This window comes from Burkholderia sp. 9777_1386, assembly GCF_015712265.1.
GTDB classification, from domain to species: Bacteria; Pseudomonadota; Gammaproteobacteria; order Burkholderiales; family Burkholderiaceae; genus Burkholderia; species Burkholderia cenocepacia.
Window position 1 is genome coordinate 21978 of record NZ_JACCQB010000038.1, and the last position, 14949, is coordinate 36926.

Annotated in this window: 15 protein-coding genes; 8 read left to right on the forward strand and 7 right to left on the reverse strand. The window is 66.1% G+C overall.

The window, feature by feature from the left end:
* Nucleotides 1-174: 174 nt before the first annotated feature.
* From H0X91_RS24495 to H0X91_RS24510, 4 genes are read right to left on the reverse strand one after another with little or no spacing between them, the layout of a single operon-like run.
* A complete protein-coding gene (locus tag H0X91_RS24495) occupies nucleotides 175-681 on the reverse strand; it encodes an RDD family protein (RefSeq protein ID WP_006488204.1) in 507 nt (168 codons plus the stop codon).
* Between the two features lie 6 nt (nucleotides 682-687).
* A complete protein-coding gene (locus H0X91_RS24500; RefSeq protein WP_020979871.1) occupies nucleotides 688-1455 on the reverse strand; it encodes a DUF3106 domain-containing protein in 768 nt (255 codons plus the stop codon).
* Between the two features lie 26 nt (nucleotides 1456-1481).
* Entirely contained in the window at nucleotides 1482-1901 is a 420-nt protein-coding gene (locus H0X91_RS24505) for a DUF3619 family protein (protein ID WP_006497015.1), read from the reverse strand.
* Nucleotides 1898-2461, reverse strand: coding sequence for an RNA polymerase sigma factor (locus tag H0X91_RS24510; RefSeq protein WP_006491033.1), 564 nt, complete (start codon nucleotides 2459-2461; stop codon nucleotides 1898-1900). Before H0X91_RS24510 ends, H0X91_RS24505 begins: the two co-directional genes overlap by 4 nt.
* Nucleotides 2462-2815: 354 nt before the next feature.
* Between H0X91_RS24510 and H0X91_RS24515 the strand changes: the two genes are divergently transcribed.
* The 6 genes from H0X91_RS24515 to H0X91_RS24540 all read left to right on the forward strand — a co-directional run bounded on the left by H0X91_RS24515 (nucleotide 2816) and on the right by H0X91_RS24540 (nucleotide 9832).
* Entirely contained in the window at nucleotides 2816-4579 is a 1764-nt protein-coding gene (locus tag H0X91_RS24515; protein WP_012492736.1) for an acetolactate synthase 3 catalytic subunit, read from the forward strand.
* Nucleotides 4580-4690: 111 nt separating this feature from the next.
* Nucleotides 4691-5182 (forward strand): acetolactate synthase small subunit, encoded by a 492-nt coding sequence (gene ilvN / locus H0X91_RS24520; protein WP_006398781.1) that lies wholly within the window; start codon nucleotides 4691-4693, stop codon nucleotides 5180-5182.
* A gap of 105 nt (nucleotides 5183-5287) precedes the next feature.
* Entirely contained in the window at nucleotides 5288-6304 is a 1017-nt protein-coding gene (ilvC, locus tag H0X91_RS24525; RefSeq protein ID WP_006491032.1) for a ketol-acid reductoisomerase, read from the forward strand.
* 127 nt (nucleotides 6305-6431) lie between these two features.
* Entirely contained in the window at nucleotides 6432-7076 is a 645-nt protein-coding gene (locus tag H0X91_RS24530) for a phosphatidylserine decarboxylase (RefSeq protein WP_006491035.1), read from the forward strand.
* Between the two features lie 15 nt (nucleotides 7077-7091).
* Nucleotides 7092-7964, forward strand: a complete 873-nt coding sequence (gene pssA / locus H0X91_RS24535; protein WP_006491034.1) for a CDP-diacylglycerol--serine O-phosphatidyltransferase — start codon at nucleotides 7092-7094, stop codon at nucleotides 7962-7964.
* Nucleotides 7965-8287: 323 nt separating this feature from the next.
* Nucleotides 8288-9832, forward strand: a complete 1545-nt coding sequence (locus H0X91_RS24540; RefSeq protein ID WP_006491031.1) for a 2-isopropylmalate synthase — start codon at nucleotides 8288-8290, stop codon at nucleotides 9830-9832.
* 71 nt (nucleotides 9833-9903) lie between these two features.
* Here H0X91_RS24540 and H0X91_RS24545 read toward each other — a convergent pair whose 3' ends face one another.
* The 3 genes from H0X91_RS24545 to H0X91_RS24555 all read right to left on the reverse strand — a co-directional run bounded on the left by H0X91_RS24545 (nucleotide 9904) and on the right by H0X91_RS24555 (nucleotide 13032).
* On the reverse strand, nucleotides 9904-11454 hold the full coding sequence (locus tag H0X91_RS24545; RefSeq protein ID WP_006493526.1) for a SulP family inorganic anion transporter: 1551 nt from the start codon (nucleotides 11452-11454) through the stop codon (nucleotides 9904-9906).
* A gap of 40 nt (nucleotides 11455-11494) precedes the next feature.
* Nucleotides 11495-12136: a carbonic anhydrase gene (locus tag H0X91_RS24550; RefSeq protein WP_006497012.1), complete on the reverse strand. Its 642-nt coding sequence runs from the start codon at nucleotides 12134-12136 to the stop codon at nucleotides 11495-11497.
* Nucleotides 12137-12519: 383 nt separating this feature from the next.
* Nucleotides 12520-13032 (reverse strand): hypothetical protein, encoded by a 513-nt coding sequence (locus H0X91_RS24555; RefSeq protein ID WP_006484895.1) that lies wholly within the window; start codon nucleotides 13030-13032, stop codon nucleotides 12520-12522.
* A gap of 165 nt (nucleotides 13033-13197) precedes the next feature.
* On the opposite strand from H0X91_RS24555, the gene H0X91_RS24560 reads away from it, so the two are divergent.
* Together H0X91_RS24560 and rpsO are read left to right on the forward strand one after the other, a co-directional pair.
* Nucleotides 13198-14457, forward strand: coding sequence for a branched-chain amino acid ABC transporter substrate-binding protein (locus H0X91_RS24560; RefSeq protein ID WP_043205563.1), 1260 nt, complete (start codon nucleotides 13198-13200; stop codon nucleotides 14455-14457).
* A gap of 107 nt (nucleotides 14458-14564) precedes the next feature.
* A complete protein-coding gene (rpsO, locus tag H0X91_RS24565) occupies nucleotides 14565-14834 on the forward strand; it encodes a 30S ribosomal protein S15 (RefSeq protein WP_006398792.1) in 270 nt (89 codons plus the stop codon).
* The last annotated feature ends 115 nt before the right edge of the window (nucleotides 14835-14949 follow it).

Below are 14949 nucleotides of genomic sequence, written 5' to 3' on the forward strand. Positions count from 1 at the left end.
GTGCCGTGACAGTCACGAGACGTTCTTATTACGACCGTCGAAGGGTGTTTAGCAGTGAATGAACGGGCGTTGCGTAACCTGTCGCACTGAACGCTCGGGGCGTGTCAGGCCAGGCTCCGCGGCTCGATGAGGGCGCCGGGCGAGGGGCTTTCGTCTGGTGAATGCGGCGACGCGTCAGCGTGGTATCGCGACGACGCGCGTGCGGGCGATCCGGTCGTGCGGGAACTGGCGTCCGGCGTGCAACCGGGCGGCGCCGGCCCACGCGACGACCCATGCGGCGGCGAGCGCAAGCGTGACGGGTACCGACAGGCCCAGGAGCGGATGCAGCGCGAGCGGCGGCAGGAACCACAGCCAGCCGAGCACGTAGCGGACGAGCGCGTGGCCGGCGCTCAACGGCCGGCCGTTCGCCGATTCGAGCCGCAGCCGCCAGGTTTTCATCGGCAGCGTCTGGCCGCCGTGTGTCCAGAACCAGACGAAATACGCGCCGACGACGAGCGCGATCCACGCGGCAAGCAGGTTGTGATGAACGAGGCCGTTGCGTTGCTGCGTCGCGAGGCTGAACGCGAGCCCCGCGAAGAACACGACGCCGAACAGCAGCACGCCTTCGTAGAGCAGCGCGGCGAGGCGCCGCCGCACGGACGGCGCGGCGGCCGGGGTCTCGGAAGCGCGGGCGTTCGCCACGGCCGCTCAGGAGCCCTTGAACAGCGAAGGCGCGTCGGCGGGCGACACCGGCGCCACGGCGGCCGGGGCCGATGCGGTGCCGGACGTCGACGACGCGGGCACCGGCTGCGCGGCGGCGCCGGTCGACGCGGGCGCCGGAGCGGCGGCCGCGCCGCTCGCCGGGTGTTCGTGCGAGTTGACGAGGCGGCGGACGTCGCGGTCCGCGACGGTCGGCGGCGCGCTGACGACGCTCGGCTTGCGGCGGCGCTCGGCGGCGGCAAGCCGTTCCTTCTGCTCCTCGGGGAGTTGCTGGTAGGCCTTCCATGCGCGCTCGCGCGCCTGCGCGGACAGCTCCTTCGCGCTCTGGTAGTTCTCGCGCGCGACGCGGCGCTGCTCGGGCGTCATCTTCGCCCACTCGGCCATGCGCTCCTGCAGGCGCTTCTGGTCATCCGGCGACAACTTCGCGAAACGCGATGCGATCTTCAGCCATTTTCGCTTGCGAGCATCGCTGAAGCCGTCCCACTGGTCGGCGAACGGCGCGAGGGCCGCGTGCTGCGCCGGCGTGAGGCGCGCCCACGCCAGCGGGCCGGCGGCGGCCGGCAGCGGCAAGGGCAGGGGCAGCGGGGGCAGTTCGGTGGTGAGTCCGGCCGCGGCCGATGCCGGCGCGGCAGGGTTGGCGGTCGCGACGGGCGTCGTCGCGGGGGCCGGGTGGAATCGGGGATACGTGGCGACGTAGGAAACGGCGATCGCGATCACGCATCCGAAAAATACGGCCAGGCCGCGCTTCTGACTCACCCGTACGATCCCCTCGTTATTGTCTGTTAGTGAGCGCGTGAAAGATACGCGTTGAACCCGTGGTCGAGATACGCGTTGAGCGGCAGGTCGTCGCTGAGCATCGCCGCGTCGATGTCGGCGAGTTCGGCGGTGCGCTGCATGTCTTCCCAGTACGCGATGCCGACGAGCCCCGCGAGCAGCAATGCGAGCGGCCACGCGCGCAGCAGGCGGCGCGCGAACGACGTCGGCCGGCGATTCGCGGGCGTCGGGCCGTAGGCACCGGCCGCGCCGGCGAAGGCCGGCACGAACACCGGCGCGGTCGCGGCTTCGGGCTTCTTGCGCGCGAGCGCGGCCCGGCGGGCGACGGCCAGCCGATCGGTGGTCGCGGCAGGCAGGGCGGCCGCGCGCTCGTCCAGCGCGCGGCGCACCTTCAGCGCGAATTCGTGTTCTCGGTTTGCGGAGCTCATAGCGTGATTCCTTTGGCCTTGAGCGCTTGCGCCAGGGTGTGAGTGGCTCGCGAGCAGTGCGTCTTCACGCTGCCCTCGGAGCACCCCATTGCGGCGGCAGTCTCGGCGACATCCATATCTTCCCAATAACGCATCAGGAACGCTTCCCGTTGACGCGTCGGAAGCTTCTGGATTTCTTCGTCGATCAGGGCCAGAACCTGCTCTCTTTCGAGGCGGTGCTCGCTGCTTTCGACGCCCGCGTTGTCATCCGCGGATTCGAGCGTTTCGAGCGGGTCGAAGTCGTCGTCGTCGGTGTTGTTCAGCGACGAGAAGAGCGTCACCCACGTATTGCGGACCTTCTGCCGGCGGAACCAGTCGTGGATCGCGTTCTGCAGGATCCGCTGAAACAGCAGCGGCAGCTCGGCCGACGGCCGGTCGCCGTACTTCTCCGCGAGCTTGATCATCGCGTCCTGCACGATGTCGAGCGATGCATCGTCGTCACGCACGGCGTACGCAGCCTGCTTGAACGCGCGCCTTTCGACGCCCGCCAGAAAGTCGGCGAGTTCCTTGTCTGATGCCATTCCGTGAAGGTATGCGCTGCGGCCCGCTGCGTGGTGTAAAAGGTCGAAAAATTTCGTAAAACCCGCGGATGCTATCAAATTTTCGCGCGGCTTGGCACCGGGTCGGGCGCCGCAGTTGCGCGCGAGCCGCGCCGGCGGGGCGCCGGGCGGCGCCCATGATGCGCTGCGGGATATTTTGCTTGACGGCCCCATCACGACCCGCTATCGTCAGCGATTCGCAACATGAAGTGATGGTCTCATTTGAGGCTGGCCCAAGAAGCCCGCCCTTCAAACTGGACGCGCCGCTTGAACCCGAGCCACAAGCCCGGCAGAGAGCACCCGATCAATTTTTTGCCGAAAATTCGAAAGGTCAAAATGAACATGCCCAGCGCGGAATTCTCCACGTCGGAACCCCTTTCCCCTCCCGATAGCGACTCCATCGGCGGCACCGTGCTCATGAAGGCACTGGCCGACGAAAACGTCGAATTCATCTGGGGCTACCCCGGCGGCTCGGTTCTCTACATCTACGACGAGCTGTACAAGCAGGACAAGATTCAGCACGTGCTGGTGCGCCATGAACAGGCGGCCGTGCACGCAGCCGATGCGTATGCGCGCTCCACCGGCAACGTCGGCGTCTGCCTCGTGACGTCGGGCCCCGGTGTCACCAATGCGGTGACCGGCATCGCAACGGCCTACATGGATTCGATCCCGATGGTCGTGATCAGCGGCCAAGTGCCGACGGCCGCGATCGGTCAGGATGCGTTCCAGGAATGCGACACCGTCGGCATCACGCGTCCGTGCGTGAAGCACAACTTCCTCGTGAAGGACGTGCGCGACCTCGCGGAAACCGTCAAGAAGGCGTTCTATATCGCCCGCACCGGCCGTCCGGGCCCGGTGCTGATCGACATCCCGAAGGACATCTCGAAGACGCCGTGCCAGTACGAGCCGATCAAGAGCGTGTCGCTGCGTTCGTACAACCCCGTCACGAAGGGCCATTCGGGTCAGATCCGCAAGGCCGTGTCGCTGCTGCTGACGGCGAAGCGTCCGTACATCTACACGGGGGGCGGCATCATCCTCGCCGACGCGTCGCGTGAACTGAACCAGTTCGCGGACCTGCTCGGCTACCCGGTCACGAACACGCTGATGGGCCTCGGCGGCTATCGCGCGTCGGACAAGAAATTCCTCGGCATGCTCGGCATGCACGGCACCTACGAAGCGAACATGGCGATGCAGCACTGCGACGTGCTGATCGCGATCGGCGCCCGCTTCGACGACCGCGTGATCGGCGACCCGGCGCACTTCGCGTCGCGCCCGCGCAAGATCATTCACATCGACATCGACCCGTCGTCGATCTCGAAGCGCGTGAAGGTCGACATCCCGATCGTCGGCGACGTGAAGGAAGTGCTGAAGGAGCTGATCGAGCAGCTGCAGACGGCCGAGCATGGCCCCGACACCGAAGCGCTCGCGCAATGGTGGAAGGACATCGAAGGCTGGCGCGCGAAGGACTGCCTGAAGTACGACCGCGAAAGCGAGATCATCAAGCCGCAGTACGTGGTCGAGAAGGCGTGGGAGCTGACGGACGGCAATGCGTTCGTGTGCTCGGACGTCGGCCAGCACCAGATGTGGGCCGCGCAGTTCTACCGTTTCAACAAGCCGCGTCGCTGGATCAACTCCGGCGGCCTCGGCACGATGGGCTTCGGCCTGCCGGCGGCGATGGGCGTCAAGATGGCCCATCCGGACGACGACGTGCTGTGCATCACGGGCGAAGGCTCGATCCAGATGTGCATCCAGGAACTGTCGACCTGCCTGCAGTACGACACGCCCGTGAAGATCATTTCGCTGAACAACCGCTACCTCGGCATGGTCCGCCAGTGGCAGCAGATCGAATACAGCAAGCGCTATTCGCATTCGTACATGGATGCGCTGCCGGATTTCGTGAAGCTCGCCGAAGCGTACGGCCATGTCGGCATGCGGATCGAAAAGACTTCGGATGTGGAGCCGGCGCTGAAGGAAGCGCTGCGCCTGAAGGACCGCACCGTGTTTCTCGACTTCCAGACCGATCCGACCGAAAACGTCTGGCCGATGGTACAGGCCGGCAAGGGCATCACCGAGATGCTGCTCGGATCGGAAGATCTGTAACGGCGCGACGCGCGCCCGGCCCGATGCGGCCGCCTTCACGAAGGGCGGTGCGGCACGCGGCGGCGCGCGGCGCGAGTGAATCGACACGGACACATTCTGGAAGAAGCGAACATGAGACACATCATTTCCGTCCTGCTGGAGAACGAACCGGGCGCGCTGTCGCGCGTGGTCGGCCTGTTTTCCGCACGCGGCTACAACATCGAAACCTTGACGGTGGCGCCGACCGAAGATCAATCGCTGTCGCGGCTCACCATCGTTTCCATTGGCTCCGACGACGTGATCGAACAGATCACGAAGCATCTGAACCGCCTTATCGAGGTGGTGAAAGTGGTGGACCTGACCGACGGTGCACACATCGAACGCGAGCTGATGCTGATCAAGGTACGTGCAGTGGGCAAGGAGCGCGAAGAAATGAAGCGGATGTCGGACATTTTCCGCGGCCGCATCATCGACGTGACCGAGAAGACCTACACGATCGAATTGACGGGCGCGAGCGACAAGCTCGACGCATTCATCCAGGGGCTGGACGCGGGCGCGATCCTCGAGACCGTGCGCACCGGCAGCTCCGGCATCGGACGCGGCGAGCGCATCCTGAAGGTGTGATGCCGACATAGCCAAAGAGGCACGCCGGGTGCGCCGTCATGTCCCGGCCCGCAGTACTCCATCCGAACGAATTATTGAATTTTTTGAATTAGCGAAGGAACCATCATGAACGTTTTCTACGACAAAGACGCTGACCTCTCCCTCATCAAGGGCAAGCAAGTCACGATCATCGGCTACGGCTCGCAAGGCCATGCACACGCGCTGAACCTGAAGGACAGCGGCGTGAACGTGACGGTCGGCCTGCGCAAGGGCGGCGCGTCGTGGAGCAAGGCCGAGAACGCCGGCCTGTCGGTCAAGGAAGTCGCGGAAGCGGTGAAGGGCGCGGACGTCGTCATGATGCTGCTGCCGGACGAGCAGATCGCCGACGTGTACGCGAAGGAAGTCCACGCGAACATCAAGCAGGGCGCGGCGCTCGCGTTCGCGCACGGCTTCAACGTCCACTACGGCGCGGTGATCCCGCGCGCCGACCTCGACGTGATCATGATCGCGCCGAAGGCACCGGGCCACACCGTGCGCGGCACGTACTCGCAAGGTGGCGGCGTGCCGCACCTGATCGCGGTTGCGCAGAACAAGTCGGGCGCGGCGCGCGACATCGCGCTGTCGTACGCGGCAGCGAACGGCGGCGGCCGTGCCGGCATCATCGAGACGAACTTCCGTGAAGAAACCGAAACCGACCTGTTCGGCGAGCAGGCCGTGCTGTGCGGCGGCACGGTCGAACTGATCAAGGCAGGTTTCGAGACGCTGGTCGAAGCCGGCTACGCGCCGGAAATGGCGTACTTCGAGTGCCTGCACGAACTGAAGCTGATCGTCGACCTGATCTACGAAGGCGGCATCGCGAACATGAACTACTCGATCTCGAACAACGCCGAGTACGGCGAGTACGTGACGGGCCCGCGCATCGTCACGGAAGAGACGAAGAAGGCGATGAAGCAGTGCCTGACCGACATCCAGACGGGCGAGTACGCGAAGAGCTTCATTCTCGAGAACAAGGCAGGCGCCCCGACGCTGCAGTCGCGCCGCCGCCTGACGGCCGAGCACCAGATCGAGCAGGTCGGTGCGAAGCTGCGTGCGATGATGCCGTGGATCGCGAAGAACAAGCTCGTCGACCAGACGAAGAACTGAGCATCCCGTGCTGTTCCGGCCCTTCGAGCGAAGGGCCGGCATCAAAAAGCCGTCCGAAGGCAGCAGTGCCCCGGGCGGCTTTTGTTATGCTACGGGCTTTGCAATTCACCGAACACAGAACGAATCCATGAACTATCCTCATCCGATCATCGCGCGCGAAGGCTGGCCGTTCATCGCGATTGCAGCCGTCATCGCGCTGTTGATCCATGCCGTCGGGGGCTTCGGCTTCGCGTGGCCGTTCTGGCTGCTGCTCGTCTTCGTCGTCCAGTTCTTCCGTGACCCGCAGCGCCCGATCCCGGCGCAGCCGAACGCGGTGCTGTGCCCGGCGGACGGCCGCATCGTCGCGGTCGAGACCGCGCAGGATCCGTACGCGAACCGCGAAGCGCTGAAGATCAGCGTGTTCATGAATGTCTTCAATGTCCATTCGCAGCGCTCGCCGGTCGATGGCGCGATCAGCAAGGTCGAGTACTTCCCGGGCGCGTTCCTGAATGCGGCGATCGACAAGGCGTCGACCGAGAACGAGCGCAATGCGGTCGTGATCCAGACGGCGAGCGGCAAGACCGTCACCTCGGTGCAGATCGCCGGCCTGATCGCGCGCCGGATCCTCTGCTACGTGCGCGCCGGCGAGCCGCTGTCGCGCGGCCAGCGCTACGGTTTCATCCGCTTCGGTTCGCGCGTCGACGTGTACCTGCCGCTCGGCAGCCGCGCGAAGGTGTCGATCGGCGAGAAGGTCTACGCGTCGTCGACGATCCTCGCCGAGCTCGAGCAGTAAGCGGCGGGGCGCACGATGGCCGCATTCAAACCGCGTCGGCCGCGCAACGGCTCCGGCCAGACGCCACGCCCGTTCCGCCGCAACAAGGTGATGGCGCCCGATCCGGCGCCGCTCGAAAGCCGCCGCGCCGCGCGCCAGCGGTTCCTAAAGACGCGCGGCATCTATCTGCTGCCGAACGCATTCACGACCGCCGCGCTGTTCTGCGGCTTCTTCGCGGTCGTGCAGGCGATGAACGTGCGCTTCGAGATCGCCGCGATCGCGATTTTCGTCGCGATGGTGCTCGACGGGATGGACGGGCGCGTCGCGCGCATGACCCATACGCAGAGCGCGTTCGGCGAGCAGTTCGACAGCCTGTCGGACATGGTGTCGTTCGGCGTCGCGCCCGCGCTCGTGATGTACGAGTGGGTACTGAAGGATCTGGGCCGCTGGGGCTGGCTCGCCGCGTTCGTCTATTGCTCGGGCGCCGCGCTGCGCCTCGCGCGCTTCAACACGAACATCGGCGTGGTCGACAAGCGCTTCTTCCAGGGGCTGCCGAGCCCGGCCGCCGCCGCGCTGATCGCGGGCTTCGTGTGGCTCGCGACCGACAACCGCGTGCCGATGAAGCTCGGCTGGCTGCCGTGGGTCGCGTTCGCGCTGACGATCTACGCGGGCGTGACGATGGTGTCGAACGCGCCGTTCTACAGCGGCAAGGCGCTCGACGTGCGGCACCGTGTGCCGTTCGCGGCCATCCTGCTCGTCGTGGTCGCGTTCGTGCTCGTGTCGTCCGATCCGCCGCTGATGCTGTTCTGCCTGTTCGTGTTGTACGGGCTGTCCGGCTACGTGTTCTGGGCCTACCAGGCCATCCGCGGGCGCGCCAATCCGGCGCGCTCGTCGCAGCGCGATCACTGACGCCGGCGCGCGATTTGCCCGAAAACGGCGGCCTCGGGGCCGCCGTTTTCATGTGCCCCTTTTTCGAGCCGGGGGCGCGTCGATCCCCGGGTGCCGTCCGATTGCGCGGCCAACCGAATGTCGCTATAGTCTTTGGCATGACTGCATTTCCCCGCCTCTCCCTCCTTCTAGCCGGTGCGCCGCTACGCGCGCCAGCTTTGGCGCGCCTGCCGCGCTGACCGTTCTCGCCCTCCGTCTCAAGCCTCGTCTGTTGTTGAGCGTCGCCAGCGGTGGCGCGATCTCGTTACGTTTGACTTCCGTATAAAAGAGCCCTGGAGCCCCCCATGACAGACAAGCTGATCATTTTCGATACGACGTTGCGTGACGGCGAGCAATCGCCCGGTGCATCGATGACGAAGGAAGAGAAAATCCGTATCGCGAAGAATCTCGAGCGGATGAAGGTCGACGTGATCGAGGCCGGCTTCGCCGCCAGCTCGAACGGCGATTTCGACGCGATCCACACGATCGCCGGTCTCGTGAAGGACAGCACGATCTGCTCGCTGGCGCGGGCCAACGACAAGGACATCCAGCGCGCGGCCGACGCGCTGAAGCCGGCCAACAGCTTCCGGATCCACACGTTCATCGCGACGTCGCCGCTGCACATGGAGAAGAAGCTGCGGATGACGCCCGACCAGGTGTTCGAGCAGGCGCGCCTCGCGGTGCGTTTCGCACGCAAGTTCACCGACAACGTCGAGTTCTCGCCGGAAGACGGCAGCCGCTCGGACATGGATTTCCTGTGCCGCGTGCTGGAAGCCGTGATCGCGGAAGGCGCGACGACGATCAACATCGCCGATACGGTCGGCTACGGCGTGCCGGAACTCTACGGCAACCTCGTGAAGACGCTGCGCGAGCGCATTCCGAACTCGGACAAGGCGATCTTTTCGGTGCACTGCCACAACGACCTCGGGATGGCGGTCGCGAACTCGCTCGCCGGCGTGAAGATCGGCGGCGCGCGTCAGGTCGAGTGCACGATCAACGGTCTCGGCGAGCGCGCGGGCAATACGTCGCTCGAGGAAATCGTGATGGCCGTGAAGACCCGCAAGGACTATTTCGGCCTCGACGTCGGCATCGACACGTCGCAGATCGTGCCGACGTCGAAGCTCGTGTCGCAGATCACCGGCTTCGTCGTGCAGCCGAACAAGGCGGTGGTCGGCGCGAACGCATTCGCGCACGCGTCGGGCATTCACCAGGACGGCGTGCTGAAGGCGCGCGACACCTACGAGATCATGCGCGCGGAAGACGTGGGCTGGACCGCGAACAAGATCGTGCTCGGCAAGTTGTCGGGCCGCAACGCGTTCAAGCAGCGCCTGCAGGAGCTCGGCGTGTCGCTCGACAGCGAAGCGGAATTGAATGCCGCGTTCATGCGCTTCAAGGATCTGGCCGACCGCAAGGCGGAGATCTTCGACGAGGACATCATCGCGATCGTGTCCGAGGAGTCGGCGCTCGCGCAGGAGCAGGAGCACTTCAAGTTCGTGTCGCTGTCGCAGCGTTCGGAAACGGGCGAGCAGCCGCAGGCGAAGGTCGTGTTCGCGGTCGAAGGCAAGGAAGTGACCGGCGAGGCGCGCGGCAACGGCCCGGTCGATGCGACGTTCAATGCGATCGAGGGTGAGGTCGGCAGCGGGTCCGAGCTGCTGCTGTACTCGGTGAACGCGATCACGACCGGCACGCAGGCGCAGGGCGAAGTGACCGTCCGGCTGTCGAAGAGCGGGCGGATCGTCAACGGCGTCGGCACCGATCCGGATATCGTCGCCGCGTCCGCGAAGGCGTACATTTCCGCGCTGAACAAGCTGCACTCGAAGGACGACAAGGTCAACCCGCAGCGCTCGTAAGCGCCGCGCGTCACGTTGCCCGAAACGCCCCGTGCGGCCCTGCGCCGCCGGGGTGTTTTTTCATCGGCCGCTCATTCGGCGGCCGGCGCGCGGAACAGCCAGCGGCGCGCCGCCGTGCGTGGCGCCGGCTGGCGCCGGCGGAACTCGACCGCGATCCCGCGCCGCGGCGCATCGGCGACGAACGCATCGAGCAGTTCGAGCACGTCGTGATCGATGTAGTCGGCGCGCGTCGCGTCGATGATCACCGCCGCGCGGTCCGGAATGTGCCGCAGATGGTGCTTGACCTGTACCTTGCCCAGAAACGACACGTCCTTGCGGAACGACAGCAGGAAGTGGTCGTCATGCTGCGCGAGCGTGACGGGGCTCTTCAGGTTCGCGACGGCGACGGCGAGCACGCTGCACGCGAGGCCGAGCGCGATGCCGAACAGCAGGTCGACCGCCAGCACGCCGACGATCGTCGCGGCGAACGGCACGAACGCGGCCGGCCCCTGTTTCATCACCGAGCGGAACAGCGCCGGCTTCGCCAGCTTGAAGCCCGTGTGGATCAGGATCGCGGCGAGGCTCGCGAGCGGGATCAGGTTGATCAGCCCGGTGAGCGCGAACACGCTGGCGAGCAGCAGCACCCCGTGGACGATCGCCGACATCCGGCTTTGCGCGCCCGCGTTGACGTTCACCGAGCTGCGCACGATCACCGACGTGATCGGCAGGCCGCCGACCGCGCCCGCGACGAGATTGCCGACGCCCTGGGCCTTCAGTTCGCGGTCGGGTTGCACCGGCCGGCGCTTCGGGTCGATCTGTTCGACCGCTTCGAGGCTCAGCAGGGTTTCGAGACTGGCGACGACCGCGAGCGTGATCGCGACGCGCCACACGTCCGGATTGACGAGCTGCGCGAAGTTGGGGCCGAGCTCCGCGTGCTTGAGCGATGCCGCGAAGGCGGTGAACGATCCGAGTTCGGGCAAGGTGACGCGGTGGGCGGCGCCCGGCGCGACCGCGGGCGCGACGACACCCAGCACCAGCGTCGCGCCGATGCCGAGCACGACCACCGCGAGCGGCGCGGGCACCGAGCGCACCAGCGCGAAGCGGCGCAGCGCGGGGGTGTCCCATGCCACCAGCAGCGCGAGCGACGCGAGCGCGATGGCCGTGGCGGCCCATGCGACCGGCAGCCCCGGCCAGTTCGCAAACGATTGCGCGGCCGAGCCGCCAATGCCGAAGGCGAACGGAATCTGCTTCACGATCAGCAGCAGGCCGATCGCGGCGAGCATGCCCTTGATGACGGGCGACGGCACGTAGGCGGCGAAGCGGCCGGCGCGCAGCATGCCGAAGCCGAACTGCAGCACGCCGGACAGCAGCACCGCGAGCAGGAACGCGGAGAAGCTGCCGAGTTGCGCGATCCCTTCGACGACGATCACGACGAGGCCGGCGGCCGGTCCGCTGACGGACAGCGACGAGCCGCTCAGCAGCGCGACGACGATGCCGCCGACGATGCCCGACACGAGCCCGGCGAACGGCTCGACGCCGGAGGCGTTGGCGATACCGAGACAGAGCGGTAGCGCAACGAGGAAAACGACGATGCCGGCGACGATGTCGCGCGGCAGGGTGGACAGGCGCTCGTTCAGTTTCATGGTTGGGGTGGTTTCGTTGGCAGGAAGGGCAGGGCGCGGGTCAACCGAGCGCGGCGGCGGTCGCGACAGGTTCGGGCTCGGCTTCGGTCGGCAATGCCGCATAGCCGGAATCGAGCTCCTTCAGGCGGCCGTCGGCGAGCGAAAAGATCCAGCCGTGCACGAGCGGCGGCCGTTCGCGACCGCGCACGATCGGCGACGCGCGCAGCAGCCGCACCTGTTCGAGCACGTTCAGCTCGGCGAGGCGGTCGGCGGCGGCCATGTCGTCGAGCCCGTCGAGCGTGTCGCGATGGCGCCGCGCGAGCGCGCAGAGCGGTGCGATGCGGCGCGCGACGTGCGGCAGGTCGGCGGGCGGCGGCAGCAGCGATGCGCGCACGCCGCCGCATCCGTAGTGGCCGCACACGATCACGTGATCGACCTTCAGCACCCGCACCGCGTACTCGAGCACGCTGGCGGAATTGTCGTCGTCGGGATGGAACAGGTTCGCGATGTTGCGATGGACGAACAGCTCGCCGGGCGCGCAGTGCGTGATGGTTTCCGCCGGCACGCGGCTGTCGGCGCAGCCGATCCACAGGACGCGCGGGTTCTGGCCGCGCGCGAGCGCGTCGAAGAAGCCGGGCGTGTGTTCGCGCGTCTCGCGGGCCCAGGCAATGTTGGCAACCAGCATGCTCTTGGGGCGATTCATGAGGACTCCTTTGTGATAAAGGCAAATAAATATCGGCCGAAATGGCGCAAGCGCATTCTTTCTAAATTGAAAGGTTGAATTTCGACTGATATTAGGGGTATGCCCTAGCACTCCGGGTGAACTGAAACAAATTGTTTCAAATTGATTGGGCATAGTGCATTGCATGCACCAGCGCGACGCATGACATGCACGGCCCATGCCTGTATGCGCGCAGTGGCCCGCATGACGGGGCGTTCAGCGGCTTGCCATCGGAATGTCAGGAATCGGAAAAGATTTCCGTCTTGTTCTTCGAATTAAATAAGACGACGGAAAAAATGAAATGGCCATTCACGCAATAATTCGTAAATGGCCATTGCGACAATTGCGCTTGAATGCGCAATCGGTCAGAACAGGGTGCGGCGATCGGGATCGTGCAGCGGGTCCGGCGTTTTCTGCGTGGTGCGCAGGATGCCCTGCGGATCGAAGTAGAAGCTGTACATCATGTACCAGACGTTGTCCTCGAGATACCGGTACGTCCACACCTCGCGTTTCATCAGCGGGAAGTAGGACGTCTCGACCGGGCGTCCGAAATTGACGAGGACGTCGGTCTTCGTCCACTTGCCGATCTCCGCGCGATAGAACTCGCTCGGCTGCAGCACCTGACGCACGTTGACGATCCGGTGGGCCGCATCGACGTCGGCCGCGACCGTGATTTCGCCCATTGGCTGGGTCGGCCACATCAGGCGCTTGCCGCCGCCGGGCAGGTCGTAGATCTCGCGCGGCGGGCCCATGCGTGCGACGATCGCCGACTCGTCCTGGCCGGCCTGGTATTGCTGCCACGGTTGCGCGCAACCGGCCAGCAGCGCGGTAGCGCAGACGGCCAGCACCGGCAGGCGCGCGGGAATGCGAATGCGCATCGGATTCTCCAGAACACGGAAACAAGTCCCGTTTTATCACGGACGGCGCGCGACGGCGCATCGCATGCGAAAAATCGGTGCGGATCGCAGCTGTCGCGCTTGCGGGCGGCGGTCGCGGCGGCCTATGATCCGCGCTTCTCGGGCAGATTGAAGGGCAGGTGGCCGATGCAGGGTTGGAAGCGGTGCGCGCTCGCGTGGAGCGCGGGGTGGATGCTGGCGTCGTCCGCGTTTGCCGGTGGCGAGCCGGTGCGGATCGCGCTAATCGAAGGGATGTCGGGCCCGTTCGCGAACGCGGGGGCGGCGGTCGAGCGCAACCTGCGTTTCGGTGTCGAGCAGGTCAACGCGGCGGGCGGCGTGAAGCTGCGCGATGGCGCGCATCCGCTCGAACTCGTCGTGCTCGACAGCAAGGGCAGCCCGGAGGAGGCGCTCGTGCAGTTGCGCGCGGCGGCCGACCGCCATATCGGCTTTGTCGCGCAGGGCAACAGCTCGGCCGTCGCGGCCGCGCTCGTCGCGGCGCTCGACAAGCTGAACGCGCGCAATCCGGACAGCCGGATGCTGTTCCTGAACTATTCGGCCGACGATCCGGCGCTGACCGGCGCGCGTTGCAGTTTCTGGCATTTCCGCTTCGATGCGCATGCCGGCATGCGGATGGCCGCGCTCGCGGACGTGATGGCGCGCGATCGCGCGCTGCGCAAGGTCTATCTGCTGAACCAGGACTACAGCTTCGGCCACGACGTCAGCACCCTCGCACGGCAAGCGCTGGCCGCGCGGCGCCCGGACGTGACGATCGCGGGCGACGAATTCCACCCGATCGGCCGGATCAAGGATTTCTCGCCGTATATCGCGAAGATCCGCGCCAGCGGCGCGGACGCCGTCGTGACCGGCAACTGGGGCAACGACCTCACGCTGCTCGTGAAGGCGGCGCGCGAACAGGGGCTCGACGCGAAGTTCTATACGTTCTACGGCAACAGCCTCGGCGCGCCGGCGGCCCTGGGCGACGCGGGCGTCGGCCGCGTGGTGGCCGTGGCCGACTGGCATCCGAACGCGGGCGGGGCCAAATCCGACGCGTTCTACCGCGCGTTCCGGACCCGTTTCCCGGCCGCGCAGGACGACTATCCGGTGCGGCGGATGAGCCAGATGATCGAGATGCTGGCCGCCGCGATGACCCGCGCGGGGTCGGCCGACCCGGTCGCGGTCGCGCGTGCGCTCGAAGGCCTGTCGTTCGACGACGGCTTCCACGCGTCGCGGATGCGCGCGCAGGATCACCAGCTGATCCAGCCCCTTTACGTGATGGACATGGACAAGGTCGGCGCGCCGGGCGTGCGCTTCGACAACGAAGGGTCGGGCTACGGCTTCCGGACGGTGCTCGCGGTGCCGGCGCAGCGCACGGAGATGCCGTCGACGTGTTCGATGACGCGTCCGTGACGGGAGGCGGTAAGAACGGCATCGAGTTGTGCTACAATGCGCGCCGGTTGTAAGTCACGGCACGGCCATTCTTCCGTGTCCGCCTGTTCAGTTAGAAAGGAAATCACATGTCTGTTGCAGATATCAAGAAGTCGGAAGTCGTTGCTCAGTTCGCCCGCGGTACCAACGACACGGGGTCGCCCGAAGTCCAGGTCGCACTGCTGACCGCACGTATCGTCGAACTGACGGGTCACTTCAAGACCCACGCGAAGGATCACCACAGCCGCCGCGGCCTGCTGCGCATGGTGAGCCGCCGCCGCAAGCTGCTCGACTACCTCAAGGGCAAGGATGCCGACCGTTACCGCGCACTGATCGAGAAGCTGGGTCTGCGTAAGTAATCGAGGCGATTGCCGCCAGCAAGATGCCTGTGTCAGTCCGCTGATACAGGCATTTTGTTTTTGCGCGGTGCGTAGCGTCACACGCATCGCAGGCTGTCCGGCACGTTCGTGCCGG

Coding starts and splice junctions, on each gene's coding strand:
- H0X91_RS24515 (WP_012492736.1), top strand. CDS start 2,816: ATGAACATGCCCAGCGCGGAATTCTCCACGTCGGAACCCCTTTCCCCT.
- H0X91_RS24530 (WP_006491035.1), top strand. CDS start 6,432: ATGAACTATCCTCATCCGATCATCGCGCGCGAAGGCTGGCCGTTCATC.
- ilvC (WP_006491032.1), top strand. CDS start 5,288: ATGAACGTTTTCTACGACAAAGACGCTGACCTCTCCCTCATCAAGGGC.
- pssA (WP_006491034.1), top strand. CDS start 7,092: ATGGCCGCATTCAAACCGCGTCGGCCGCGCAACGGCTCCGGCCAGACG.
- ilvN (WP_006398781.1), top strand. CDS start 4,691: ATGAGACACATCATTTCCGTCCTGCTGGAGAACGAACCGGGCGCGCTG.
- H0X91_RS24560 (WP_043205563.1), top strand. CDS start 13,198: ATGCAGGGTTGGAAGCGGTGCGCGCTCGCGTGGAGCGCGGGGTGGATG.
- rpsO (WP_006398792.1), top strand. CDS start 14,565: ATGTCTGTTGCAGATATCAAGAAGTCGGAAGTCGTTGCTCAGTTCGCC.
- H0X91_RS24510 (WP_006491033.1), bottom strand. CDS start 2,461: ATGGCATCAGACAAGGAACTCGCCGACTTTCTGGCGGGCGTCGAAAGG.
- H0X91_RS24545 (WP_006493526.1), bottom strand. CDS start 11,454: ATGAAACTGAACGAGCGCCTGTCCACCCTGCCGCGCGACATCGTCGCC.
- H0X91_RS24550 (WP_006497012.1), bottom strand. CDS start 12,136: ATGAATCGCCCCAAGAGCATGCTGGTTGCCAACATTGCCTGGGCCCGC.
- H0X91_RS24540 (WP_006491031.1), top strand. CDS start 8,288: ATGACAGACAAGCTGATCATTTTCGATACGACGTTGCGTGACGGCGAG.
- H0X91_RS24555 (WP_006484895.1), bottom strand. CDS start 13,032: ATGCGCATTCGCATTCCCGCGCGCCTGCCGGTGCTGGCCGTCTGCGCT.
- H0X91_RS24505 (WP_006497015.1), bottom strand. CDS start 1,901: ATGAGCTCCGCAAACCGAGAACACGAATTCGCGCTGAAGGTGCGCCGC.